21 protein-coding genes are annotated in these 24,311 nt (G+C 33.3%); 2 read left to right on the top strand and 19 right to left on the bottom strand.

Translation table 11 applies throughout. The features are described from left to right. Nucleotides 1-50: 50 nt before the first annotated feature. On the top strand, nt 51-554 hold the full coding sequence (locus tag OZJ21_RS04715) for an LURP-one-related/scramblase family protein (RefSeq protein ID WP_328284335.1): 504 nt from the start codon (nt 51-53) through the stop codon (nt 552-554). Between the two features lie 35 nt (nt 555-589). Here OZJ21_RS04715 and smpB read toward each other — a convergent pair whose 3' ends face one another. From smpB to OZJ21_RS04650, 13 genes are all read right to left on the bottom strand, one after another. After that, on the bottom strand, nt 590-1,057 hold the full coding sequence (smpB, locus tag OZJ21_RS04710; RefSeq protein WP_003700605.1) for an SsrA-binding protein SmpB: 468 nt from the start codon (nt 1,055-1,057) through the stop codon (nt 590-592). Between the two features lie 25 nt (nt 1,058-1,082). After that, on the bottom strand, nt 1,083-3,482 hold the full coding sequence (rnr, locus tag OZJ21_RS04705; protein WP_003706562.1) for a ribonuclease R: 2,400 nt from the start codon (nt 3,480-3,482) through the stop codon (nt 1,083-1,085). A 72-nt stretch (nt 3,483-3,554) separates the two neighbouring features. Further along, nucleotides 3,555-3,791 (bottom strand): preprotein translocase subunit SecG, encoded by a 237-nt coding sequence (gene secG / locus OZJ21_RS04700; RefSeq protein ID WP_003700607.1) that lies wholly within the window; start codon nt 3,789-3,791, stop codon nt 3,555-3,557. A gap of 59 nt (nt 3,792-3,850) precedes the next feature. After that, nucleotides 3,851-5,389 (bottom strand): ClC family H(+)/Cl(-) exchange transporter, encoded by a 1,539-nt coding sequence (locus OZJ21_RS04695; RefSeq protein ID WP_003706561.1) that lies wholly within the window; start codon nt 5,387-5,389, stop codon nt 3,851-3,853. Nucleotides 5,390-5,564: 175 nt separating this feature from the next. Beyond that, a complete protein-coding gene (locus tag OZJ21_RS04690) occupies nt 5,565-6,746 on the bottom strand; it encodes an MFS transporter (RefSeq protein WP_178848198.1) in 1,182 nt (393 codons plus the stop codon). A 66-nt stretch (nt 6,747-6,812) separates the two neighbouring features. Further along, nucleotides 6,813-8,291 (bottom strand): sensor histidine kinase, encoded by a 1,479-nt coding sequence (locus tag OZJ21_RS04685; protein WP_268857506.1) that lies wholly within the window; start codon nt 8,289-8,291, stop codon nt 6,813-6,815. After that, nucleotides 8,291-9,010, bottom strand: a complete 720-nt coding sequence (locus OZJ21_RS04680; RefSeq protein ID WP_011476194.1) for a response regulator transcription factor — start codon at nt 9,008-9,010, stop codon at nt 8,291-8,293. The genes OZJ21_RS04685 and OZJ21_RS04680 overlap by 1 nt, the downstream gene beginning before the upstream one ends. A gap of 54 nt (nt 9,011-9,064) precedes the next feature. Continuing rightward, entirely contained in the window at nt 9,065-10,138 is a 1,074-nt protein-coding gene (gene dinB / locus OZJ21_RS04675) for a DNA polymerase IV (protein WP_003704482.1), read from the bottom strand. Nucleotides 10,139-10,299: 161 nt separating this feature from the next. Continuing rightward, nucleotides 10,300-11,625: a phosphopyruvate hydratase gene (gene eno, locus OZJ21_RS04670; RefSeq protein WP_003700615.1), complete on the bottom strand. Its 1,326-nt coding sequence runs from the start codon at nt 11,623-11,625 to the stop codon at nt 10,300-10,302. Between the two features lie 113 nt (nt 11,626-11,738). Further along, nucleotides 11,739-12,494, bottom strand: a complete 756-nt coding sequence (gene tpiA, locus OZJ21_RS04665; protein WP_003700616.1) for a triose-phosphate isomerase — start codon at nt 12,492-12,494, stop codon at nt 11,739-11,741. 57 nt (nt 12,495-12,551) lie between these two features. Then, a complete protein-coding gene (locus OZJ21_RS04660) occupies nt 12,552-13,754 on the bottom strand; it encodes a phosphoglycerate kinase (protein ID WP_003700618.1) in 1,203 nt (400 codons plus the stop codon). A gap of 105 nt (nt 13,755-13,859) precedes the next feature. Continuing rightward, nucleotides 13,860-14,873, bottom strand: coding sequence for a type I glyceraldehyde-3-phosphate dehydrogenase (gene gap / locus OZJ21_RS04655; RefSeq protein ID WP_003706554.1), 1,014 nt, complete (start codon nt 14,871-14,873; stop codon nt 13,860-13,862). Between the two features lie 62 nt (nt 14,874-14,935). Beyond that, nucleotides 14,936-15,964, bottom strand: coding sequence for a sugar-binding transcriptional regulator (locus OZJ21_RS04650; RefSeq protein ID WP_268857505.1), 1,029 nt, complete (start codon nt 15,962-15,964; stop codon nt 14,936-14,938). A gap of 601 nt (nt 15,965-16,565) precedes the next feature. On the opposite strand from OZJ21_RS04650, the gene clpP reads away from it, so the two are divergent. Continuing rightward, the gene (clpP, locus tag OZJ21_RS04645; protein WP_003700621.1) at nt 16,566-17,159 is read left to right on the top strand and encodes an ATP-dependent Clp endopeptidase proteolytic subunit ClpP; all 594 of its coding nucleotides are present in this window, start codon (nt 16,566-16,568) and stop codon (nt 17,157-17,159) included. Between the two features lie 49 nt (nt 17,160-17,208). Here the strand turns inward: clpP and whiA are convergent, their stop codons facing one another. The 6 genes from whiA to uvrA form a co-directional block, all read right to left on the bottom strand. After that, nucleotides 17,209-18,156: a DNA-binding protein WhiA gene (gene whiA / locus OZJ21_RS04640; protein WP_003700622.1), complete on the bottom strand. Its 948-nt coding sequence runs from the start codon at nt 18,154-18,156 to the stop codon at nt 17,209-17,211. Nucleotides 18,157-18,178: 22 nt separating this feature from the next. Then, nucleotides 18,179-19,192, bottom strand: coding sequence for a gluconeogenesis factor YvcK family protein (locus tag OZJ21_RS04635; RefSeq protein WP_003706551.1), 1,014 nt, complete (start codon nt 19,190-19,192; stop codon nt 18,179-18,181). Continuing rightward, on the bottom strand, nt 19,189-20,070 hold the full coding sequence (gene rapZ / locus OZJ21_RS04630; protein WP_328284334.1) for an RNase adapter RapZ: 882 nt from the start codon (nt 20,068-20,070) through the stop codon (nt 19,189-19,191). The genes OZJ21_RS04635 and rapZ overlap by 4 nt, the downstream gene beginning before the upstream one ends. 183 nt (nt 20,071-20,253) lie before the next feature. Beyond that, a complete protein-coding gene (locus OZJ21_RS04625; protein ID WP_268857504.1) occupies nt 20,254-20,895 on the bottom strand; it encodes an NAD(P)H-binding protein in 642 nt (213 codons plus the stop codon). A gap of 23 nt (nt 20,896-20,918) precedes the next feature. Continuing rightward, nucleotides 20,919-21,389 (bottom strand): S-ribosylhomocysteine lyase, encoded by a 471-nt coding sequence (locus tag OZJ21_RS04620; RefSeq protein WP_003700626.1) that lies wholly within the window; start codon nt 21,387-21,389, stop codon nt 20,919-20,921. A gap of 75 nt (nt 21,390-21,464) precedes the next feature. Next, the gene (gene uvrA, locus OZJ21_RS04615; RefSeq protein WP_268857503.1) at nt 21,465-24,299 is read right to left on the bottom strand and encodes an excinuclease ABC subunit UvrA; all 2,835 of its coding nucleotides are present in this window, start codon (nt 24,297-24,299) and stop codon (nt 21,465-21,467) included. Nucleotides 24,300-24,311 lie beyond the last annotated feature (12 nt).

Genomic DNA, 24,311 nt, shown 5'->3' with positions numbered 1-24,311 from the left:
GCGTATGATTGGGGGTGATTCAAATTCGTAAGTTATACACACGCCGAGATATGTTCGAAGTTGGGACTCAGCTTACTTTTAGAGACTCAGACAAAAAAATTATCTACTTTCTTTCGGGCCATCTTGGCGGACACCAAGGCCGAATAGATCTTTTTAATATTCAGGGAAAGTTATTAGCTGAAGCTCGTCAAAAATCGCTAGGTTTTTTTCCAAAATTTATATTTTTGGAAGATGGCCATTATGCTGGTTCTCTTAGAAGGTATTATGGTATTAATCATGATATGTTATTCGTAAAAAAATTAAATTGGTTTATTTTTGGTAATCTCTTTACTTTTAACTATAAGGTTTTTAAAGGTAGAGACTGCATTATGAAAATTCATGAAGTAACTCTTCCAGACGGCGGTAATTATTTAGAATTTGAAATCTCCCATAAAGAATATGAACCATTATGCTTATGCATCGCTTCAATTTTAGACTATTGGGCTAAAATGCGTAATCCTTCACGTTCTAAGCAAACTGAACTAAATAATAATCTTAACGTTAATTATTCATAAAAAAACTCGTTGAACAAATGCTCAACGAGTTTTTTCTATCCATAATTCTTCAAAGTTCTTCTTATTTCTCTTTCTTGATCACGACGTTTTATTGTCTCACGCTTGTCATAGACATGTTTACCTTGTGCGATACCTATCAATACTTTGGCAAATCCATTTTTGATATATACTTTCAAAGGTACTATCGTAATCCCTTTTTTCTGAGTTTCTTCACTTAAATGTTTAATCTCTTTTTTGTGTAATAATAACTTTCTATTTCTTAAAGGATCATGATTAAAAATATTTCCTTGATCGTATAAAGAAATATGAACATTCATTAGCCAAACTTCACCATTTTTAACTTGCGCAAAACCGTCTTTTAAATTAATTCGGCTAGCACGTACAGATTTTATTTCTGTCCCAGTTAAAGCAATTCCAGCCTCATAAGTCTCTAAAATATTATAATCATGGCGTGCTTTACGATTTTGTGCTAAAGCATTATCTTTAGGCTTACTTTTTGCCACTTATCTCACACCCTTATCAATAAACTTATCTTGAACGTCGACCTTTCTTATTAGAATGATTAAATCTATTTTTATTACCATTTTTGTAGAAAGGCTTTTGTCCACCTTTAAAGTTTTTCTTATCTTTACCATGGTACTTCTTATTGCCATGTGAACGTTTTTTATCCTTATCTTTAAAACGACGTTTATTATTATCACGTGGTTTAAATTCAGGTAATTCAACACCCTCTAATAAATCAGACTTAGGAATATCTTTGACACCCTCTAATTTAAAGTCTATCTCTTTTTGTTCGACATTAACATTAATTAGTTTAACTTCAATTGGTTGTCCAATCTTAAATGTTCGTTTAGAATGACGACCAACTAACGCCATTTGCTTTTCAAGGAATACGTAATAGTCATCTTTCATCTCACTAATATGAATTAAACCTTCTACAGTATTCTCAAGCGCAATAAACATTCCAAATTTTGTAACTGAGCTAACTACAGCTGGGAATGTTTCTCCAACTCTATCAGCCATAAATTCAGCCTTCTTCATTGCATCAGTATCACGTTCAGCGTCAATTGCTTGTCTTTCCATTTGTGAACTGTGAAGTGTAATTTCGTCTAATTTGTTACGATACTTTTCTTGAACTTGTTCAGATGTACCATTTTCTTTATAGTATCTAATCAAACGATGTACCATCAAGTCAGGATAACGTCTAATTGGGGAAGTAAAGTGAGTATAATCTTTAGCTGCTAAACCAAAATGTCCCAATGGGTCAGGTGAGTATTTAGCTTGTTGCATAGAACGAAGCAACATTGTTGATACCATTGCTTCTTCTGGTTTACCTGCTACCTTCTTCAAGATATTTTGTAACATCTTAGGTTTAACATCATTACTTCTACCAGTAACTTCTATTCCTAAACTATTAAGAGCTTCAAAGAATGTTGTTATTTTTTCTGGAGTTGGTGTTTCATGAATACGGTATACAAATGGTACATGTAATTTATTATAGTGAGCCGCAACAGTTTCATTAGCTGCTAACATGAATGACTCGACCATTCTTTCACTAGTTCCACGTTCACGTAATTCAATATCAATTGGATGTCCTAATTCATCTACAATGATTTTTGCTTCAGGGGCATCAAAATCAATTGCACCACGACGTTTTCTCATTTTAACTAAAATCTTATGTAATTCAGCCATGTCTTTAAACATAGGTACTAAATCTGCATAGCGTTCTTTAGTTTTTTCATCATCAGATTCTAAAATTTTATTGATTGCCTTATATGTCATTCTTTCAGTTGATTTAATGACACTTGGGAAAATTTTATGATTTACAACTTCTCCATCAGCATTAATTTCCATTTCACATGTCATTGCTAAACGTTCTACATGTGGATTTAAAGAACATATACCATTAGATAATTTAGGAGGTAACATTGGAATAACTCTGTCTGTTAAATAAACAGAAGTACCTCGTTCAAAAGCCTCTTTATCTAAAGGTGTTTTAGGTTTTACATAATGTGAAACATCAGCAATATGTACTCCTAAATGATAATTTCCATTAGGAAGTTTCCAAACATTTACAGCATCATCCAAGTCCTTAGATTCTATACTATCAATAGTAACAAGATCTTGATCAGTTAAGTCTACACGACCAACCTTTTCTTCTTCTGTAACATAGTCTGGAATCTTAGAAATTTGTTCTAACACTTCTTCTGGAAATTCAGTTGGAATGTTGTGTTGGTATACAATTTCTAAAATATCCATTCCTGGATCGTTAACATTACCAATAACTTTAACAGCTACTGCCTTAATTATATTTGGTAGTGTCTGTGTAGGATAGGAAGTGATATCAGCTAAAATAACTTCCCCGGGTACTGGATGTAGCCCTTTTTCTTCAATAAAACACTTGATATTAGATAATTTTTTATCTTTTAAATGTACTGTTCCAATATATCCATCTGGCATGATTTCATCTGGATCAACACGAAATTCTCCAACAACTTGTGTTAGAGCATGGTCAATAATTTCGATAACCTTACCTTCAGGACGCTTGCTAATTTCAGGATCACCTTCACTGATCATTTCGACTACAACACGGTCGCCGTTCAATGCAGCTAAAGTTTGTGTAGGACTAATAAAGAAATCATCCAATTCTTCATCATCTACTGATACAAAACCAAATCCTCTATCATTAGCGTGAAAGACTCCCTCAAAAGTTTTAGGACTTTCTTTTACTATTAAACTAAATGTATCATCTTCAGATAATTTTATTTGCTTATTATGTTCTAAATCTGCTAAAGCTTGTACTACAAATTTGAATTGACCTGCTCCTTCCATGTCAAGAACTTTAACTAAATCTTGAACTTGGAATTTTTTTTGTGGTTCAGCTTCAAAAATTTGTAATAGCTTTTCTTGTAATTTTTCTTTATCCATTTAATTCCTCGTCATTTATTAAATAATTTGTATAGAAAAACCCCCTGTAAATTAACAGGAGGTTTATAGTAATTAGTGAGATGACAAATAAACCAATGCCAAACCTATCACAAAAAATAAAATTCCTAAAATTGTTGTTACTTTTTGCATAAACGCTTCAAATCCACGTGGTTTTTGCTTACTAAATAACTCACTTGAACCGCCTGAAAGAGCAGTTGAAGCATTATCATTTTTAGCAGGCTGCATCATCACAGCGATAATTATTAATATTGAGATAATAACTAATAATGTTAATAACACATTATACAAAAGGAAAACCTCCTTTTCCTTATACAGTAATACATATACTCTAATTTAACATATCTTTACTAGTTTTTCCAGTTGGAAATGTCATTAGCAATATGTCCAATTTTTCTTGCCACTTCTGCACGATGAGCATCTCCAGTCTCAATTACAAGAGTATCACCACTTCTAATTAACGTATCACCATGTGGGATTGTTTGTTTTTCTCCACGTTGAATTGCCACTAATAAGCATTCTTTAGGCCATGTTATATCTCTAACTTGTTTGTCTTGTAAATATGAACCTGCAAATACAGGAATTTCTAATTGATCTGTAAACTCATCTGGATGTGGTGTATAACGTTTAAGAGATTTTTCTAACAATGCTTCGTAAATTGGGCGTCCACGTAATAAATCAACAACTGTATATGCTGTTAGTGATACGACTGCTAATGGCATTAAATGATGCAAAGAACCTACCATTTCGGTAATTAAGAGAATCGCCGTAAATGGTGCTTTCCCTATACAAGCAAAATAACCTGCCATGGCATAAATAATACAGTCAACAATATATTTATCTGGCAATAAACCAAAATGAGCTGCAACAACTCCATATAAAGCTCCTAAAGTAGCTCCAATTGTCAAAATAGGCAAGAAAATTCCACCAGGCAATCCACTACCGTAAGATAAAGTAGAAAATAGTAATCTTAATAAGAAAATACCTAAAAGCAGCCATACCGTCGGAATATTACCACCTATTTCAAGAATTAAACTATTACCTCCACCTAAAGTGTCTGGTAAAAAGTACCCTAAAGGAAATAATAATATTATGGGAATTATTGCTAACCAATTACTAGGGATAAATTTAAATAGTTTATAAAATCTATCGACATTTAAAGTTAAGTATTGATAAACATACCCTAAGAGTCCTAAAAAAATTCCCAATAATACTAGATGGATATAATAATGAATGGGAAAAGCTAATTTATAAGACATATGTAATACTGGTGTTAAACCAAAAAAATTTAAAGAAACAAAATTAGCTGCAATTGCCGCTGCTAAAGAAGTTGTCCAAACTAATGGAGAAAAATTATGATAAACCTCTTCAAGAATAAATAATGTTGATGCAATTGGTGCATTAAAAGCTGCAGATAATCCTGCTGAAGCTCCTCCAGCAATTAAAATTCTTCTACCAGAACCGCGATGATTTGTTCTTTCAGCTATCCCCTGTCCTACTGCTGCTCCTAATTGAATTGATGGACCTTCACGCCCTAAAAATAGGCCTATTCCGATACTTAAAATTCCACCAACCCATTTACGCCAAAGAACAGACCACCAGTTCATTTCCAATTCTCCAGCAAGTTGTCCTTCGACTTGGGGAATACCTGATCCCTTAATATTTGGTTCATCCTTAATGAATTTTGAATTAGCTATTAAAGATACCAACATTATAATTGCTAAAATTATAAAATAGATTGAATTATTATGGGCTTGCATAAACAAAAACTTGATAAGTACTAAAAATTTTTCAATTAATAGTCGAAATAAACTAACTACAATTCCTACTGTCGCTCCAACTAATAATCCTTTAACTATAAATATAAATCTACTCGTATCAAATTTCATTTTAATTCCCTTCAAAATAAAAATTTAATAATGTTATAAATTTAATTATATACTATTTCAAATACAATCTAAATGCTTAATATTTCAACATCACCATAAAAAATACAGAATCAATCTATAAATTATAAATTGATCCTGTATTTTCTATATATTCTATTAAATCTATTAACATCTATTAATAATTTTTTACGTTATTTCCGACTCTTAATCTAACTAAATACACTATTACTAATATTGCTAAATTAAAAATTATCGCAATTAAAAATAAATTTCTATATCCAAAACCTTCAATAACCAATCCACCAAATAAAGGGGCGATTGCTCTTCCAGCACTTCCAAATGAATTAACTAAACCAAGATATTTACCTTTAACTTCATTTGGTGTCAGTTGATTAATAATAACTGGAACTTGAGGAAAAGCTAAAGCCTCCCCAAATGTCAGTAGGACCATTGCTACGACAAATAAATAATATTGTTTAGCAAAAAATAAAACTACAAAAGATAACGCAAAAGTAAATATACCAAAGTAAATTGGAAGATAATTATTCTTTATTAGATGTCTTAATCTAACAATAAAAATTTGAATTACCAATATTAATCCTGCATTGATAGTCCATAAAACACTATAGTAACGAAATGGTATTCCTAAACTTGTAATATATACTGAAACATTACTTCCCCATTGTTGATACATTGTCCAAGTAACCAACAACATCGCAAATAAACTATAGATTAAATACATGTTTATTTTTGGTAAAACAACCTTAACTTTACTATGTTTATGGGTATTACCATGTATGTTTTCGTCCTTCAATACACGAAATCCTATCATTACAACTAACAAAAAGCCAAAACTAATTAGCATAGCAGCTATAAATGGCAACTTTATATTCCAATCATATAGGAAACCTACAGTTGAAGACCCAATAACAATTCCAAGATTTTGGATAAAATAAATCATATTAAACACATAATTACCGTCATATTTCTTCAATATCGCACCTAACGCACTTATTAGAGTTCCATTCCATCCTGCACTTAATCCTAAAAAGAATAGACAGATAGAAAACGGTAAAGCTTGGTGGAAAAATACTAAAACAACTAGGGATAAGGTTGTAACTCCTCCGCCTAATAACAATAAATAATATGGATTCAATTTATCAAATCCTAATCCACCAAATATATTTCCAATTACACTAGCCAAAGAATTAAAAAATAACACTAAGCCCACTAGTGCGAGTGAAATATGCAGATTGTCGTGCAAATAAACACTTGTTAATGGCCAAATAAAACTCATTTCAAAGCTAGTACAAAAAGAGCCTAGCAATACAGCGAATAAAGATATTTCTTTTTTCAAAAAATCTCCACCCCTCTACAAGAAAATACAGTCAAACCTCCTTGTTCAACTGTATCCTTAAATAATCTAAATTTTACTTAACTTATTTTTATTTGGAAAACATAAAGTAAAGGTTGTCCCCTTTCCTTCCTTACTTTCAACAGTAACGCTTCCTTGATGTAATTGCATTAATTGATGAACAATAGATAATCCTAATCCAGATTCGCCATACTTGGTATTTTTTCTTGAAGGATCAGCTTTATAATATCGTTCCCAAATATTTCTTAATTGTTCTTCGTTCATACCAATTCCATTATCAGAGATGCGAATAATTGTTTCTTCATTTCCTTTTTCAGCAGAGATGCTAATTACACCATTTTCTGTAAATTGTATCGCATTTTGTGTAATATTAAAAATAATTTGAACTAACCTATCATAATCTGCATAAACCATTAATTTATCAGGTGTATACAATTCAAATTTATCTCCTACTTGTTCAGCTTTATTTCTTAATTGCTTAATAATATTATTTAAAACTTGAACAACATCAAACTCAGTTTTGGAAAGTTCAATTTGTCCTGATCTAATTTTTTCATAGTCTAAATTTTCATTTACTAATCTTATCAAACGTTTAGTTTCATTACGCATTAATTCAATACTTTTCTCTTTGCTTTCTTCAGGAATAGCATCATATGCCAAGCCCTCAAGTAACCCGTTAATAGTAGTTAATGGTGTCCTCATTTCATGTGCTGCATCAGCAAAAAATTGACGTCTACGTTCTTCTTGACGCTTTATTTCTTCATTTGATTCACGCAATGATTGTACCATTGAATTGAAGTCCAATGTTAATTTATCTAATTCACTGTCACCATTAGTATCTAAATGCACATCAAAATTTCCCGCAGCAACTAGGTCTGTAGCATTTCTCAATCGAGCTATTTTTTTAGTTAAGAAATGGGCAATTATGATACTTAAAATAACTCCTACTAAAATTGCAAAGGCAACGGTCAAAACTACATTTCGTCTTATAATTTGTAGGTTCTGTGTGATATTAGATAAGTCTTCACCTACTTTAATAACAGCTACTAAATTTCCTTGATAATCAAAACAAGGGGCGTAAATATCCGTTATTTTAACATCCGACCCATCTACTTCACTCTTACTTTTTCTTGGTCTAAAGTCCTGTTTTCTCTTAACAATATTACCTGCTATCAACTTTTTCCAATCAGCCTTACTAATACTTCTATTCTCACGAATGACTGAATTGTCAGGATATAACACGTCTGTTCTACTTGTATAAATAGTAAAATGTGTGTTTTGTGCTGATAATAATTTTTCTGTAGCTTTTAATTGTGAGACATTCAATACAATTATTGTCTTTCCGGCTTTATCCGTCGTCAATTTAAGAGCTTCTTTTCTTAAAGTATAAGCATAGCCTTGCATCTGTTGCCAGGCATTTTCATACGTCATTTCCTTAGTTAAATGAAAAAAGACCATCGCTAACGTTCCAGACAAAATAATTATAATAGACAAAAAAGCCAGCATTTGTTGATATATAAATTTCATTATTCTGCCTCTGTATCATCAAACTTATATCCAACACCCCACACAGTTTGTATAACTTGTGGACCAACTTTTTCAATTTTTTGTCTTAGCTTTTTAATATGTGCATCAACTGTTCTTTCATCACCATAGTATTCATAATCCCATACCAATTGCAATAATTGTTCTCTAGAGAATACTTGACGTGGTTTTTTTGCTAATACTCTTAACAAGTCAAATTCTTTTGGTGTTAGACCATCAATCCTATTGTCATTCAAGTAAGCTTCTCTAGTACTAGAATTTAGTTTAAAATGATCTGTTTTAACATCAAAGTCATCATCTACCTTGTTCTGTTTGCTGCTTCCTAATGCAGAAATTTGAGCACGACGATGAAGGGCTTTAATTCTTGCAATTAATGTTATTGGTGAAAATGGCTTGGAAACATACTCATCTGCTCCCATTTCTAAGCCTAAAATCTGATCACTTTCAGAATCTCTAGCAGTCAAAATTATGATTGGAACAGTACTTGAAATTTTTCTTATTTCAGCATTAACTTGCATTCCATCCATTCCAGGTAAATTCAAGTCAAGTGTGATCATATCCCACTCATCAGATTTTTCTTTAAATTTTTCTACTGCAGAAATACCATCATAAGCATATTCTACGTCCCATTTTTCTTTTTCAAAAAACATGGACATCATTTCACATACTGATTTGTTATCTTCAATCATTAGTAGTTTCATGTTTATTACCTCACTTACATTATAAGTAATATGCTACACTATCATTATTAAACTTTAAATAGGTAAGCTCATATTTTCAAAATTTACAGTATCTAAATTTGTCAAAGTCAAGCCCAATAGCCTAACATCTATATCTATGTCTTGTACTTCTTCAAATAATTGTTTTCCATAAAAAACTATATTTTCTACATCATTAGGAATATAATCTTGAAGTGTAGTTCTCTTTGTTACCGTTTCAAAATCATTATTTCTAACTTTAATAACTAAAGTTTTTCCCCTAATTTGTCTACTTGTCGTTATACCTACAAGTTTTGTAGCTATCAATCTTAACTGACTATCAACCTCTTCAACTGTTTTTAAAGGTTGATCAAATGTCCGCTCCTTGCCAACAGATTTTCGTTCTCTTTTCCATTCAACTGGCCTCATATCTATACCACGTACACGCTGATATAATATATGTCCAATTTTACCAAATTTATTAATTAAGTCTATTTCTTTCTTATTGTATAAATCAATACCATAGTATATCCCTTCCTCATACATTTTAGGTAATGTTTTTTTACCTACGCCTCTAAATTTCTTAATTGGCATATTAAATAAAAAATCTTGTACATCATCTGGTGTCACAACTGTTATTCCAAATGGTTTAGAGTAATCAGATGCTAATTTAGCTAGAAATTTATTATACGAAACTCCTGTAGAACAAGTTAATTTAGTTTTTAAATAAATTTCTCTTTGAATTCTACAGGCAACTTCTACTGCTGATTTTATACCTAACTTATTTTCTGTAATGTCAAGATATGCTTCATCTAGTGCTACATTTTCAATTTTATCAGTGTACTCATGAAATATTGTATGAATTTGACTGGATACTCGGCGATATTTAGCAAAATCAGGAGTTTTAAAAATTGCATGAGGACACTTATCTAATGCTTTTTGAGCACTCATTGCAGAATGAATTCCATACTTTCTAGCAACATAATTAGCGGTTGCTACAACTCCCTTTCCAGCAGTATGTTTAGGATTTCTAGCAATCACTAATGGCTTATTTAAGTACTCTGGATTATCTCTCATTTCAATAGAAGCATAAAATGCATCCATATCAATATGCAAAATTTTTCTCTCCATGTTAATATCACCGCCTTTAAAACGTACGTTCTATAAAATATAAAACAAAAAGAGATAATTACTTATCTCTTTAAATCATTTATATTATATAAGTTAATATTCAATTTAGCAAATAAAAAAGAATGTGATTAATAATCACATTCTTTCTTAAGTCATAACAATTACTTGTTAATGATGTCTTGACGAGCTTGTTCACTCAAGTTGTAGAATGAGTTGATACCCTTGTACTTAGCAACCAAGTCTGTTAATTGATCTTCAATACGCATTAATTGGTTGTACTTAGCAAGACGGTCTGTACGGCTCATAGAACCAGTCTTAATTTGACCTGCATTTGTAGCAACAACTAAGTCAGCAATTGTTGTATCTTCAGTTTCACCAGAACGGTGTGAAACAATAGCTGTGTAGCCAGCTTCTTTAGCCATTTCGATAGCTTCCATTGTTTCTGTTAATGTACCAATTTGGTTAACCTTGATTAAGATAGAGTTTGCAGCACCCATCTTGATACCTTTACGTAGGTATTCTGTGTTTGTAACGAAGAAGTCGTCACCAACTAATTGAACTTTCTTACCAAGTTCAGAAGTAATTGTTACCCAGTCATCCCAGTTGTTTTCATCGATAGGATCTTCGATAGAAATAATTGGGTACTTAGCAACTAAGCCTTCAAGATATTTGATGAATTCTTCAGTTGTGAATTCTTCACCTGTTGACCAGCGTAACTTGTACTTCTTGGAATCATTGTCCCAAAGTTCAGAAGAAGCAACGTCAACAGCAATAGCAATATCCTTACCTGGCTTGTAACCTGCAGCTTCAATAGCTTTGATAAGGTATTCTAATGGTTCTTCGTTGTTTGCAAAGTCAGGAGCAAAACCACCTTCGTCACCAACGGATGTTACTTTACCATCAGCAGCTAATAATTTTTGTAAGTGATGGAATGTTTCTGAACCCATACGGATTGCTTCCTTAACTGTTGGAGCACCAACAGGCATAATCATAAATTCTTGGAAGTCAACCTTGTTATCAGAGTGAGCACCACCATTGATAACATTCATCATAGGTGTTGGCAATACATGAGCATTGAAACCACCAATGTAGTTGTACAATGGAACTTGTAATTCGTCAGCAGCTGCACGAGCAACAGCAATAGAAACTGCTAAGATTGCGTTAGCACCTAACTTACCTTTATTTGGTGTACCATCTAAAGCAATCATTGCTTTATCGATAGCAACTTGATCAGTAACTTCGTAACCAACAATTTCCTTAGCAATGATATCATTAACGTTAGCAACAGCTTTTGTTACACCTTTACCCATGTAACGATCTTTGTCACCATCGCGTAATTCAACAGCTTCATGTTCACCTGTAGATGCACCAGAAGGAACGATTCCACGACCGAAACCACCATCTTGTGTATATACTTCAGCTTCAACTGTTGGGTTACCACGTGAATCTAAAACTTCGCGTGCATAAATTTCTGTAATTGCAGACATTAAATTACACTCCTTTGAGTTTATAAAAATTAACTGAGAATTCCTTCTCTAATAGATATTTTAAGGGTTTTTACTAAATTATTCAATTACTTATGAATAATTTATCCTAAAAACTAGTTTTTGTAGTTTACTAATTGTAAGTATGAATCAGGAACTAATGAAGCTCCACCAACTAATCCACCATCAATGTTCTCTTTTGCCATTAATTCTTTAACGTTAGCTGGTTTTACAGAACCACCGTATTGTACACGTACTTTGTCAGCTACTGTTTCATCATATAAATCAGCAACTGTCTTACGAACTACTGCACAAATTTCTTCTGCTTGATCTGCAGTAGCTGTCTTACCTGTACCGATAGCCCAGATTGGTTCATAAGCGATAACTAAGCTTGCAACTTGTTCTGCGGAAAGATCCTTCAAAGCTGCTGTAACTTGGTTTGCTACCCATTCTTCAGCTTTTCCAGCTTCACGAGTTTCCAAAGATTCACCACAGCAAATGATTGGTGTTAAACCATTACGGAAGATAGCATGAGCTTTCTTGTTAATATCTTCATCAGTTTCGTGGAAGTAATCACGACGTTCGGAATGACCGATAACAACGTAGTCTACTCCCATTTCCTTTAGTACTTTTGGTGATGTTTCACCTGTAAAAGCACCTTCATCTTCAAAGTAGCAGTTTTCAGCTGCAACTTTTAAATCAGAACCTTTTGCATTTTCAAGTAATGCTGGTAAGTCAACAGCAGGAGCTGCAATAACAGCTTCAACTTCAGATGCTGCTGGTAAATTATCCTTAACAGCTTTTACAAATTCTGCAGTTTGTTCTGGATTCATATTCATTTTCCAGTTACCTGCGATAATTGGTGTACGCACAATAAATCATCCTTTCAGAAATTAAACCTCAACCTAGTTTCTATAACTTAACTTAAATTACTTATCAGAAACTGCAGCGATACCAGGTAATGTCTTACCTTCTAGATATTCAAGGGAAGCACCACCACCAGTAGAAATGTGTGTTAACTTGTCAGCAACACCTAATTGTTGTACAGCAGCTGTAGAATCGCCACCACCAACAATTGTTGTAGCATCGCTTAAAGTACCTAAGAACTTACCTACTTCAAGTGTACCTTTTGCAAAGTTGCTCATTTCAAATACACCCATAGGTCCGTTCCATACAACTGTCTTAGCATCTTTTAAAGTATCTTCAAATAATTCAACAGATTTTGGTCCAATATCTAGAGCCATGTAACCATCTGGAATATCACCTTCAACAACTTCACTAGGTGCATCGTTGTTAAATTCTTTTGCACATACGTTGTCTACAGGTAATACTAGCTTATCGCCAGCTTTTTCCATAATTTCCTTAGCTAATTCGATCTTATCTTTTTCAACTAAAGAGTTACCGATTTTGATACCCTTAGCAGCGTAGAATGTATATGTCATACCACCACCAACGATAACTTTATCAGCTTTTCCTAATAAGTGGTTAATAACACCAATCTTATCAGAAACTTTAGCACCACCTAAGATAGCAACAAATGGGTGCTTTGGACTGTCAACAGCGTTACCTAAGAACTTGATTTCTTTTTCAAGTAAGTAACCTGCAGCAGCTTGCTTGCCTTCAGCTTTCATAGCTTCAGAAATACCAACGTTAGAAGCATGTGAACGGTGAGCTGTACCAAATGCATCATTTACAAATACATCACCTAATGATGCCCAGTACTTACCTAATTCTGGATCATTTCCAGATTCTTTCTTACCATCTAAGTCTTCAAAACGAGTATTTTCAACTAAAAGAACGTCACCATCATTCATATTGTTGATAGCATCTTCAAGTTGTGCTCCACGTGTAGCAGGAACAAATGTAACAGGCTTGTTTAATAATTCTGCAAGACGTTCTGCAACTGGACGTAAAGATAATTCTTTCTTATCTTCTTCTTTCTTAATACGTCCTAAGTGTGAGAATAAAATAGCCTTTCCATCGTGTTCAATAATGTAGTTAATTGTTGGTAAAGCAGCAACAATACGGTTGTCGTTACCAATTACTCCATTTTTAATAGGAACATTAAAGTCAACACGCATAAGAACTTTTTTACCTTTTACGTCTAAATCTGAAACAATAAGTTTAGCCATGATTTTAGTAAACCTCCAAAGTAGAATTAAAATAAAAGGCGGAAGGAGTAACCTCCTCCCGCCTCAGTAACTTGCATTGCAAATTAATTTTAGTAAAAACTAAAATTAGATCATGCTAGCAAATTTTTCTAATGTACGGATCATTTGAGATGTGAAACCGTATTCGTTGTCGTACCATGCAACAACTTTAACAACTTGGCCGTCACCCTTACCAACAACTTGTGTTTGAGTTGGGTCAAATACAGAACCAAATGTTGTACCGATAATGTCAGAAGAAACAATGCCATCTGCGTTGTAACCGAATGATGGGTTATTTTCTGTAACTTTCTTAACTGCTTCGTTAACTTCATCAACTGTTACTTCTTTTTCAAGAGTTACAACTAATTCTGTTAAAGAACCTGTAATAACAGGAACACGTTGTGCATGTCCATCCAACTTACCATTCAATTCTGGAACAACTAAACCGATAGCTTTTGCAGCACCAGTTGAGTGAGGAATTGTGTTTTGAGCAGCTGCACGAGCGTTGCGAACATTACCCTTACGATCTGGACCATCTTGTAATTTTTGTGTAGCTGTGTAAGCATGAATTGTTGTCATTGTACCAGCTTTGATACCAAATGCATCGTTAACTGCCTTTGCAGGAGCAGCCAAGCAGTTTGTTGTACATGAAGCAGCAGAGATGATCTTGTCGTCTGCTGTAATTGTGTCATCATTTACACCGTAAACGATTGTCTTCATGTTACCTGCAGGAGCAGAAACTAATACACGCTTAGCACCTGCTTCAAGGTGAGCAGAAGCTTTTTCTGTTGATGTGTAGAAACCAGTTGATTCAAGAACTAATTCTACACCATCATTCTTAACCCAAGGAATGTTCTTAGCATCAGCTTCAGCATAAACAGGAATTTCCTTGCCATTAACAACAAGTGCACTGTCTGTTGCAGAAACTTCACCGTCAAATTGACCATGAGCTGTATCATATTTCAATAAGTGTGCCAACATTGCTGGAGATGTTAAGTCATTGATAGCAACAACTTCCAAATCATTTGATGCTTCAGCAATACGACGGAATGCTAAACGACCGATACGGCCAAAACCATTAATACCTACTTTAGTTGTCATAACTAAAATTTCCTCCTTTAGGAAATGAAAATTTTATTTTATTTTAAAAGGTAATAGAATTACTACCCTTTTAAAATCATCTTAGCAGCTCCTTCGTCAGTAATCAAGTATGTTTTCTCAGGAGCGTTCTTCATGTATGCTGCTATTGCTCGTGCCTTAGAACTACCACCAGCAACAGCGATTATACAATCCATATTCGCGAGATCTTCAAGTTGCAATCCAATTCTAGGAATCTTGTAAACAACTTTCCCCTTATCGTCAAAGAAATAACCAAAAGTCTCAGACACAGCCTTACGCTCTTTTAGCATTGCTACTACATTTTTAGGCATCGAACGTCTCTCTGCCATACTAATTGCTTCACCTATACTATGAACAGCAGCATTACTCTGTCTAATTAAATTCACAACTTCTTGTACTACGGGTTCATTAAGAAGCGGACGATAAGTATCTTCGCTAACCTGTTCAGGCACATATAATGTCCTGTGATTACCACCAGTTTTTTCAGCCATTAAGCCACATACATTATTCGCCTGAATATCTAACCTTTCGCCTATACCACCACGGGCAGGCACGAAAGTCAAATCTCTATCTACTGCAATTTCGGAAGTCAAACAGGTAGCAACTTTAGCCATCGTAGTACCACCCATTGCAGCAATGACATTTTTACCCTTAGGCAATTCCTTACCTAGGATATCATTTACTAACTTGCCCATGTCCTCAATAATCAAAGGCTGTCTATCACTATCTCCCGAAACAATTAAACAGTTTCTTATACCTAGGTATCGAGATAATTCTTTCTCCATTTGCTGTAACCCTAATAAAGAGTCCATCAACTTGGAAAGGCCTTGTATTGTTCTTTTACCTTTAGCAGTCAAAATCATACCAGACTTTGTTGAAGCAATTAATTCTTGCTTCCTTAAATAATCTGTTTCAGTCCGCAAAACTCGTTCACTCATGCCCAAGGTTTGTGCTAGTACTCTTCTGCCAACTGGTTCAGACCAATCAATACTTCTTAAGATAATAAATCTTTTCCTTAGAACATCAATTAAATCTGGAACGATTGACTCAATCAACTCTACTTCCTCGCGCATTTTATGTCCTCTTTCTTGCGGGACTCTTGACGTCCAACAGTGTCATCGAGCGACCCAGTTAAGTTAAAAAGAAAAAGTACAACAACAATTAATTAACCATTAAACTGTTCTTATACCTCAACTACATTTGTAGTATATCAATATTCTTTAAATTTTGCAAGCCTTTAAACTCTCTAATTTGAGCGTTTCTTTATAAATTCTTTAAATCTTAATTAAATTAACTTTTCTATAAATAATATCAAAATATTCAGAATTTTTATTTCTAAATTTCATTTTTTAATGATAAAATCCGAACATTATTTATAATAAAATAAAAAGCCAGCTCAACCCTGAACCAGCTTAAAAATTAATTATATGCCGTCTCGGAGTCGAACCGAGATTACAAGAACCGGAATCTTGTGTGATATCCATTACACTAACAGCACAAATTAAATAACGTTATTGATTTTACTTCATATAAACTTTAAAAGCAATAAAATTATTTTCATTTAATTAAGGCTTTAAATTTGACCATTATTGACCTTTGTACTAAACTAGCAATATAAGAGCTTGAATGCTAAAATTATTCAAGAATATAAATTTTATTTAGGAGGTTTCTCTTATGAATTTAGTGCCTACAGTTATTGAACAATCTTCACAAGGTGAACGCGCTTATGATATTTATTCACGTTTATTAAAAGATAGAATTATTATGGTATCTGGTGAAGTCAATGATGACATGGCTAATGCTATCATCGCCCAACTTCTATTTTTAGATGCTCAAGATTCTGAAAAAGATATTTATATGTACATTAATTCTCCTGGTGGTTCTGTTTCTGCTGGTTTAGCAATCTACGATACAATGAATTTCGTTAATGCTGATGTTCAAACTATCGTTATGGGTATGGCTGCATCTATGGCTTCTGTCCTTGCAACAGCTGGTACCAAAGGTAAACGTTTTGCTCTACCTAATTCTGAAATTATGATTCATCAACCATTAGGTGGTGCTCAAGGACAATCAACTGAAATTCAAATTGCTGCTGAACACATTCTTAAGACTCGCAAGTTAATTAATCAAATCTTAGCTGACGGTTCTGGTCAAGATATTGAAACTATCAATAAAGATACTGAACGTGACAATTTCATGACTGCTCAACAAGCTGTAGATTATGGTTTGATTGATGGTATTATGAAGAATAAGAAGAAAATTAAATAATTAATACATTATAAAAAAGTTCCTAGACCATACAATCTAGGAACTTTTTTTATAGTACCGCAATACTTTCACCAGCGCGTATTTTTTCGGCAATTTCATTTAATTTTCTCAACCTATGATTTATACCAGATTTAGAAATTGGTCCTCCAGGTATAAGTTCACCCAAATTCTTTAAGCTTTCTTCTGGATGCCCCAATCTCGCTATTGCTACTTCTTGTAATTTCTGTGGTAATTTATCAATTCCCACCTTAGCATCAATCAACTTAATATTATCAATTTGCTTTTTAGAAGCATCTGCGATTTTATTAAGATTAGCAGTTTCACAATTCACAATACGATTAACTGAATTTCTCATATCCCTAACAATTCTAATATCTTCAAATTTCAACATGGCATTCGTTGCACCTATCAAAGATAAAAAGTCTGCTATTTTCTCAGCTTCTTTTAGATAAGTAATATAACCACTTCTTCTCTCTGTTTTCCTTGCATTTAATCCATATCTATTCATCATTTCACATATTGTATCATTATGATCTTCATATAGTGAGTAAATTTCTAAATGATATCTACTTGTTTCAGGATTATTAACAGAACCAGTTGCTAAAAATGCCCCACGTAAATATGATCTTACCTTGGCATCGTCATCCAAAAATTCTAAAGGAACAGTTTCTTTAATCTGAAAATTATCTAATATATCTAAATCCTTTAAAATTTCATTTGTTCCAGTTTTTAAACGTACAATATAAAAATTATTCTTCTTCAATTTCATCTTTCGACGAACGATCAATTCACTCTCTATATCGTAAAACTGCTTTAATAATCGGTAGATACGCCTAGCAATAGCTGGATTTTCTGTTTGAACACTTAAAACAAATTGCTTATTAACAATACTCAATGAGCCATTCATCCTTATTAGTGCCATCAATTCAGCCTTAGCATTACCAAAATGAACCTCAAGCATTGTAAGTTCTTTTTTTACATCACTAGCGTATGACATTCCTCCACCTCTATTCTATACTCTAATTAAATTCATCGTCGTTCCATGACTTGGGTCTTCCAGTAAGTCTCATCAGTTCATCTACAACCTGATCTCCATTATGGAAAATTCCTCTATCACGCATTAATAAGAAGTTATCTGAAATAACTCTTGTTCCTTGTTCACGTAAACCTGAAAAATCATGTTTTACTTGATATAAGTATTCGTCGTATTTTTGTCTGTCTAAATAATCGCTAGGCACATTTTCAGTATTTACCAACACTGTGTCAATAAAGTTTTTACCCAAATGACTATTCAAAACTTTAACATGATCTGCATCTGAAAAATGTTCAGTTTCACCCTTTTGAGTCATGATGTTACAAATATATATAACCTCAGCCTTAGTTTCACAAACTGCACGACCCACATTTTCAATCATTAAATTAGGCAAGATACTAGTAAATAGACTTCCTGGCCCTAATACAATCTGATCAGCATTCATAATGGCATCAATTACTTCTGGCATCGCCTCTGGTTTACCTTCACCATTTGTTGTAACCCATACTTTTTTTATGGTTTTTCCAGCCGCTGAAATTTCTGCTTCACCAGAGATTTCACTACCATCAGTAAATTTTGCATTCAATACTAACGGAGTATTAGCAGCCGGATAGACGTGTCCATCTACTTTCATTAATTCAGATAACTCTTGCACTGCATTAAAAATTCCTCTATTTTCCATTTCAGATAGTGCAGCTATTATAAGATTTCCAATTGCATGCCCTGAAAAGAACTGGTCTTTAGAATTAAATCTGTACTGAAATATATCTTTATATACATCTGGCAGATCAGATAAAGCAACTAATACATTTCTAATATCTCCAGGCGGAACTACGTTAATATAATCTCTGATAATTCCGGAAGATCCTCCATCATCAGCAACTGTAACAACAGCAGTAATATCAGCATCTCTCTTACGTAAACCATTTAAAATAACAGGAAGGCCAGTACCTCCACCTATGACAACAATTTTAGGTGTATTTCTTGTTTGTTGTTTCATGAGCGATTCACCGTCTCCTTTCGTTTATTCATATCACGATGTGACATATGAACAGGATACTCTTTAGATAATTCATTACCTATTCTTTCAGCTAATGCCACTGAGCGATGTTGCCCCCCTGTACATCCAATTGCAATTGTTACATTAGATTTCCCTTCTGTAATATAACCTGGAATTACGTATTTTAGAAGAGATACAAATTTTTGATAAAATTCTTCTGTTTTCTCAGATTTCATCACATATTCGTATACAGCGTCATCCTTACCAGTTTTATTTCGCAATTCCGGTACATAGTAAGGATTAGGTAAGAAACGTACATCCATAACAATATCTGCATCTATAGGTAGTCCATATTTAAAACCAAATGACATAACTTCGATATGAAAAGTTTTGGTATCTCTAGCTTCAAAATTCTTAAATATCTCTTCTCTTAGTTGACGTGGAGATAACTTAGAGGTATCAATAATGATTTGAGCATTTGACTTAATTGGTGCCAATAGTTCTCTTTCTAAATGAATTCCGTCTAAAATTCTTCCCTCCATAGCCAACGGATGAGATCTTCTAGTTTCTTTATATCTAGCAACTAGTTCTTCATCTGAAGCATCTAAAAACAATATTCTAGAAGAATTGAATTCACTTTCATCTAATTCTCTCACCATTTCTACAATTTCATCATAGAAAGCACGAGATCTTAAATCTACTACTAATGCTATTTTCGTTATTTTCCCAGATTCCTTAACCAATTCATAAAATTTAGGCAATAATTTAGGAGGCATATTATCCACACAAAAATAACCTAAATCTTCAAAACTCTGTACAGCTACTGTTTTCCCAGCACCACTCATTCCGGTAACTATTACTAATTGCAATGCACTCATGAACATCGCCTCAACTTTCTTATCCTTTTTAATCATTTTACCATTATATCATATCCGGGCGTGTCTTTAAAAAAATAAAAATATTCCTACATGTATTTTAATTATAATTCTTTCCTTTTCACAAGAAATAACCCGCAATCTAAAGTCATCTTGCCTTTAGATATACGGGTCAAATCCGACACTCTAAATGTCTTTTAATGCTGTTTCAATTGGGTTATCCCCACTACACATCATAATAACTTTGCCAATTGTATTGTTATGTTTGATTACCTCTGCCAATACTTTAGCAACATCTGGAATTGGATTAGTATTACTTATTATTTCATTAAAAGATACTCTTCCAGTACCTGTTTCTTCAGTTAGTGATGCTGGCTGAACAACTGTATAGTCCAATTTGGTATCATTAACTAAATAATTATCTGCAAAGAATTTTGCAATATTATAATCAGTCAACGCTGCCAATGATTCATATTGTGACCATTTTTCAGGCTGTAAAGCATACAAAGAACTCAACATTATATACCTTTTAACACCAACGTTCTCAGCTGCTTGCATCGTTTTGACAGCTCCCATTGCATCCGTTTGTAGCAAATCTTTACCTCTAGATCCAGCTACAAAGTAAATAACATCCATACCTTTAAAAACTTCAGACCAAGCACTAACATCACTATGCAAATCCAACTTAACTGGAACAACATTATCTAACTTAATAATTTTCTCAGGATGACGTGAACTTGCAGATACTTGATTACCATCATTAATTAAATTCTTAATTAGTTCTGATGCCACTCTACCAGAGCCACCAACTACAAATATCTTAGCCACGAAACATCCTCCTAACAAAAAAATTAAATAACTTTTCTTTCAAAGGGATCAGTTGAAATGCCATCAGCCAAAATCTTCTTACACCATTCTTGAGCAGAAAATAGAGAATGGTCTCTATAATTACCACAACTCTTAATATCTGTTCCTTGAACATCTTCCCAACTAGCATTAATAATGTCATTTAAAGATGCCTTTAAAGCTGTTGCAACTTCAGTAGTATCATGTTCACCCCACATAATTAAATGGAAACCTGTACGACATCCAAAAGGTGAGCAATCAATAACTCCATCCATATGATCACGCAAATATCCTGCCAACATATGTTCAATTGTATGCAATCCAGCTGTTGGAATTGCATTTTCATTTGGTTGAACAAATCTTAAGTCAAAATTTGAAATCTTATCTCCTTTTGCACCTGTTTCAACAGTAATTAAACGTACATATGGAGCCTTAACAGCTGTATGATCTAATGTAAAACTTTCTACCTTAGCCATCTTAACACTTCCTATATAAAAAATATTAATTTCAATTTCTACTCTATCATTTTTATTTAAAATTGCAAATTATAACTATGCATAATGATCAGGTACTAGCACTTCTTTTAAATACTTACCAGTATAGCTATCATTAACTTTTATGACTTCTTCTGGTGTTCCGGTAGCTACTATTTGACCGCCACCATCTCCACCTTCAGGGCCTAGATCAATTAAATAATCTGCAGTCTTTATAACATCTAAATTATGCTCAATTACAAGAACAGTATTTCCCTTATCAACTAATCTTTGCAGAACTTCTAATAGTCTCTTAATATCTTCTGAATGTAGCCCTGTTGTAGGTTCATCCAAAATATAAAAAGTTTTTCCATTAGACTTTTTATGAAGTTCTGAAGCTAATTTCATTCTTTGTGCTTCACCACCAGATAAAGTTGTTGCTGGTTGTCCTAATTTCACATAACCTAAACCAACATCCACAATCGTTTGTAATTTCCGTTTAATTTTAGGAATTGGTTCAAAAAATATTAAAGCTTCAGATACAGTCATATTTAAAATATCAGCAATATTTTTATCTTTATACTCTACCTCTAAAGTTTCAGAATTATAGCGTGTACCATGACAAACTTCACAAGGAACATAAACATCTGGTAAAAAGTTCATTTCAATCTTTATAATTCCATCGCCTTTACATGCCTCGCATCTTCCACCCTTAATATTAAAGCTAAATCTTCCTTTGCCATATCCTCTCAATTTAGCCTGATTAGTTTGAGCAAATAGTCCTCTAATATCATCGAATACACCGGTATATGTAGCCGGATTACTTCTAGGAGTACGTCCAATTGGTGTTTGATCTATATCAATAATTTTTTCGATATTTTCGACACCTTCAATTTTTTGATATTTACCTGGTTTTTCAGAATTATGATTAAGTTTTTGAGCCAAGGCACGCTTTAAAATCATGTTTACCAATGTTGATTTCCCAGAACCAGATACACCGGTAACAGCTATAAATTCACCTAGTGGGAAACTAACATCTATATTTTTCAAATTATTCTCCGAAGCACCCTTAACTACTATCTTCTTTCCATTTCCTTTTCGTCGTTCATTTGGGATTGCAATATACTTCTTACCTGACAAATATTGTCCAGTTAAAGAATTACGCTTTTTTTCAACCTGTTTTGGAGTTCCAGCAGCTATAACTTGTCCACCATTCTCGCCAGCACCTGGACCAATATCAATTAAATAATCTGCTGCTCTCATAGTATCTTCATCGTGTTCTACAACAATTAGTGTATTACCTAAATCACGCATTTTTTTCAGTGAAGCAATCAATCTATCATTATCTCTTTGATGGAGACCAATTGATGGTTCATCTAAAACATACATTACGCCCGATAAATTTGATCCAATTTGTGTAGCTAAACGAATTCTTTGGGCTTCTCCACCTGATAGTGTACGTGCCGAACGACTAAGTGTTAAGTAATCTAAACCTACATTCTTTAAAAATGTTAACCTATCATCAATTTCTTTTAGAATTGGTCTGGCAATCTCTTGATTTTGTTCACTAAATGTTAGATTTTCAAAGAAATTCAAGCTTTCATTAATAGGAAAATCTGACACTTCACCAATATGTTTACCTGCTATTTTTACAGATAATGCTTGTTTATTTAAACGATATCCATGACATGTTTGACAAGTTAAACTAGTCATGTATTGACGCATAACATCTCTTGTAAAATCACTATTTGTTTCTCTATAACGTCTTTCAACATTTGGAATAACACCTTCAAATGTTGTATCAATATCCTTCAAACCACCGAAGTCACTTTTAAATTTAAAATGAAATTCTCTATCTCCAGCTCCATACAATATAATTTTTTTATCTTTGTCTGGTAAATCTTTAAATGGAGTATCCATATCAATACCAAATGCCTCACATGCTTGTTGCAACATTGTTGGGTAGTACTTAGAACTGATAGGATTCCATGGTGCAAGTGCACCTTCATTTAAAGTTTTTGTATCGTCTGGTATTACCAAATCTTTATCTACTTCTAATTTCACACCTATACCATCACAATCAGGACATGCTCCAAATGGTGCGTTAAAAGAAAATATACGTGGCTCTAATTCTCCAATGGTAAAACCACAATATGGACATGAGAAATTCTCAGAAAATTGCAACATCTTATCACCAATTACATCAACTGCAACATTGCCGTTAGTTAATCTTAAAGCGGCTTCTAGTGAATCAAACAATCTTGATCGAATACCATCTTTCAATACAATTCGATCTACTACAACACTTATATCATGCTTTTTATTTTTATCTAACTCTATTTCTTCTTCAACATCATGAATCTCACCATCAACAATAATACGTACAAATCCATCTTTTTTTACTTTTTCAATAATTTTCTTATGTTGCCCTTTTTTTCCTCGTACAATTGGAGCTAGAATTTGTAATTTAGTTCTTTCTGGCAATTCTAATATCTTATCTACCATTTGTTCTGGAGATTGACTTGTTATTTCATGACCATCATTAGGACAAATAGGTGTTCCGACTCTTGCCCATAATAATCGTAAAAAATCATTGATTTCAGTAACTGTTCCTACTGTCGATCTTGGGTTTTTGGAAGTTGTCTTTTGATCAATTGAAATTGCTGGAGATAATCCATCAATCGAATCAACATCCGGTTTATCCATTTGTCCCAAGAATTGACGTGCATATGCTGAGAGACTCTCTACATATCTTCGTTGTCCTTCAGCATATAAAGTATCAAATGCTAATGAACTTTTACCTGAACCAGATAAACCAGTAACTACTACCAACTTATCTTTAGGTATATCGACATCTATATTTTTTAAATTATGTGCCCTTGCTCCGCGAATTTTTATTTTATTTTGAGCCAAATTATATACCCT

The organism is Ligilactobacillus sp. UO.C109 (genome assembly GCF_026847815.1).
GTDB classification, from domain to species: Bacteria; Bacillota; Bacilli; order Lactobacillales; family Lactobacillaceae; genus Ligilactobacillus; species Ligilactobacillus salivarius.
The sequence above is the reverse complement of the archived record's forward strand: the minus strand, read 5'-3'. Positions and strand labels throughout refer to the sequence as shown.

Bases quoted from the DNA above. Each gene is read 5' to 3' on its own strand.
- OZJ21_RS04620 (WP_003700626.1), bottom strand. From the start codon at position 21,389: ATGGCTAAGGTAGAAAGTTTTACATTAGATCATACAGCTGTTAAGGCT.
- OZJ21_RS04680 (WP_011476194.1), bottom strand. From the start codon at position 9,010: ATGAAACTACTAATGATTGAAGATAACAAATCAGTATGTGAAATGATG.
- OZJ21_RS04695 (WP_003706561.1), bottom strand. From the start codon at position 5,389: ATGAAATTTGATACGAGTAGATTTATATTTATAGTTAAAGGATTATTA.
- clpP (WP_003700621.1), top strand. From the start codon at position 16,566: ATGAATTTAGTGCCTACAGTTATTGAACAATCTTCACAAGGTGAACGC.
- OZJ21_RS04685 (WP_268857506.1), bottom strand. From the start codon at position 8,291: ATGAAATTTATATATCAACAAATGCTGGCTTTTTTGTCTATTATAATT.
- rnr (WP_003706562.1), bottom strand. From the start codon at position 3,482: ATGGATAAAGAAAAATTACAAGAAAAGCTATTACAAATTTTTGAAGCT.
- whiA (WP_003700622.1), bottom strand. From the start codon at position 18,156: ATGTCATACGCTAGTGATGTAAAAAAAGAACTTACAATGCTTGAGGTT.
- rapZ (WP_328284334.1), bottom strand. From the start codon at position 20,070: ATGAGTGCATTGCAATTAGTAATAGTTACCGGAATGAGTGGTGCTGGG.
- OZJ21_RS04715 (WP_328284335.1), top strand. From the start codon at position 51: ATGTTCGAAGTTGGGACTCAGCTTACTTTTAGAGACTCAGACAAAAAA.
- OZJ21_RS04635 (WP_003706551.1), bottom strand. From the start codon at position 19,192: ATGAAACAACAAACAAGAAATACACCTAAAATTGTTGTCATAGGTGGA.
- OZJ21_RS04660 (WP_003700618.1), bottom strand. From the start codon at position 13,754: ATGGCTAAACTTATTGTTTCAGATTTAGACGTAAAAGGTAAAAAAGTT.
- gap (WP_003706554.1), bottom strand. From the start codon at position 14,873: ATGACAACTAAAGTAGGTATTAATGGTTTTGGCCGTATCGGTCGTTTA.
- eno (WP_003700615.1), bottom strand. From the start codon at position 11,625: ATGTCTGCAATTACAGAAATTTATGCACGCGAAGTTTTAGATTCACGT.
- OZJ21_RS04650 (WP_268857505.1), bottom strand. From the start codon at position 15,964: ATGCGCGAGGAAGTAGAGTTGATTGAGTCAATCGTTCCAGATTTAATT.
- dinB (WP_003704482.1), bottom strand. From the start codon at position 10,138: ATGGAGAGAAAAATTTTGCATATTGATATGGATGCATTTTATGCTTCT.